Raw genomic sequence first — 2,296 nt, 5'->3', positions numbered from 1 at the left:
AGTTCGGTCAGCGTGTCCGCCGTCGAGAAGCCCGGCTCGAACACCAGCTCGGCGGCGTCCTGGTCGGACACGTCCTCGCCGTCGGCCAGCAGCCCGAGGGACGCCGCCTTGGCGCGGATGCGCCCCAGGTCGAGGCCTGCGCCGTCGTCGGCGAAACGGATCTCGACTTCGTTGCCCTGCTGGCTCACCTGCACGAGCAGTTCGCCCGTCTCCGGCTTGCCGGCCGCCAGGCGCTGGCCGCGCGGCTCGATACCGTGCACGATGGCGTTGCGCAGCAGGTGTTCGAAAGGCGCTGCCATGCGTTCCAGCACGCTGCGGTCGATCTCGACGCCGCCGCCGCGGATGTCCAGGTTGACCCGCTTGTCCATTTCCTTGGCGGTCTGGCGCGCCACGCGGAACAGGCGCTCAGAGAGGCTCGCGAACGGCACCATCCGCACCCGCATCAGGTCGCGCTGCAGCTCGCGCGTCAGGCGCGACTGCGCGGCCAGGTCGTCGGCCGCCGCTTCCACCGTGCGCGCCAGGCCGTCGTGGAACGAACCGACGTCGTTCACGCTCTCGGCCATCATGCGCGTCAGCTCCTGCAGGCGCGTGAAGCGGTCGAACTCGAGCGGGTCGAATTCGCGCTCGCCCGCGATCGACAGGCGCGACGCGATCTGCGATTCCGCCTGCATCTCCACCTCGCGCAGCTGGCGCCGCAGGTTGGCGAGGTTGTCGGAGAACTCGGCCAGCATGCCCTTCAGCGTACCGACCTGCGTCTCCAGCTTCGAGCGCGTGATCGACACCTCGCCGGCCTGGTTGACGAGGCGGTCGAGGATGTCGGCGCGCACGCGCACGAGCGGTGCGCGCGCGGCCTGCTCGTCCGCGGGCGGCGCCGGCCGCGCGGGTTCCGGTGCCGGAGCAGGTTGGAGCACCGGCGCGCCCGGTTGCTGCAGCTGCTCGAACAGCAGTTGCGCCTGGTCGTAGTTGGCCAGCAGTTCGTCGAAGGCGGCCGGATTCGTCGTCCCGGCGTGCAGCATGTTCTCGATCTGCGTTTCCAGCGCGTGCGTGTGCTGGCCGAGGCGCATCGCGCCGGCCATGCGCGCGCTGCCCTTCACCGTGTGCAGGGCGCGCAGCAGGCCTTGCGCGACGGCCACGTCGGCCGGGTTCTGCTGCCACTGGCGCAGGCCGTTGCCGATCTGCGGCAGCAGGTCCGCCGCTTCTTCCATGAACACGGGCAGCAGGTCCGGGTCGAGGTCGTCGACGAATACCGGCTCCGCGGCCAGCACCGCGTCCGCTTCCGGTTCTGCGACGGGTTCCGGCTCGGGTCCGGGCACCAGGATGTCGAACAGCGCATCGACGTCGATGACCTCGTCCGCTTCGACCGGTGCGGGTGCGGGCGCGGGTTCGGCCTGCTCCAGCGTGGGCGCGGCGAACGGATCGTCGAAATAGGCATCGAACAGATCGTCGACGGCGCTCACGGCCGGATCTTCCTGGTGCGGTGCCGGCGCGCGCGGCGCCGGTTCCGTGCTGGCGGGCAGCGCCGGCGTGCCGGTGACGAGCGGCGGATCCGCCAGGATGCTGGCATACGTGGCGGCGAACAGCGCGTCCAGGCGCTGCGCCAGTTCCGGCTCGGCGTCGGCGATGACGGCGTCGGCGCGCTGGCGGCCCAGCTCATCGCGCAGCGCTTCCAGGCGCGCCAGCAGTTCCGGCTGCGCGGGCGCCAGCTCGCCCAGCGCGAACACCTGCAGCATGATGCGCACGCGCTCGACCGTCTCGTCCAGCAGGTCGAACTGGGCGCCGTCCAGCGGCGGGACGGCCACCTGCAGCGCTTCTTCCAGCGCCGCGGCCAGTTCGCGCAACGCGTTGAAGCCGACGGTGGCCGACGTGCCGCCCAGCGTGTGCGCCGCCTTCAGGGCCTGCGCCGACACGGCGCGCAGCGGTTCCGCGCGCCAGCCGGCGAAGTCCTCGGCCAGCGTGCGCACCAGTTCCTCGGTCTCGCCGAGGTAGATGTTGTACAGCGGGAGCGGGATCTCGAGGTCGCCCACGTGCCGCACGTTCGCTTCCGACACGGGGAACGCGAGCACGTTGTCCGGCAGCTCGTCCGTGGACAGGGCCGGCAGCGGCGCGGGCGCCTCGTCCGGTGCGACGTCGAAGCCGGCGGCCGGTTCGACCGGTTCCGGCGGCGGCTCGGATGCGGCGGGCACGGCCTCGCGCGCGCCGCCCGGTTGCTGTGTCTTTTAGACATCTGCGCGCCCACGAGACGGGGCTTCATGGGGTTTTGCGGGTTGGGGGTGTTAAAAAAGTGGGGGGGGGGGGG

General features: G+C 71.6%; 1 pseudogene. It reads right to left on the bottom strand.

Annotated elements, in window-relative coordinates:
* A pseudogene (locus tag ACEN88_RS29595) lies at positions 1–2,183 on the bottom strand (chemotaxis protein CheA); the annotation flags it as partial.
* Between the last annotated feature and the right edge of the window lie 113 nt (positions 2,184–2,296).

The organism is Massilia sp. CT11-108, from assembly GCF_047302915.1.
Lineage (GTDB): Bacteria > Pseudomonadota > Gammaproteobacteria > Burkholderiales > Burkholderiaceae_D > Telluria > Telluria orientalis.
The sequence above is the reverse complement of the archived record's forward strand: the minus strand, read 5'-3'. Positions and strand labels throughout refer to the sequence as shown.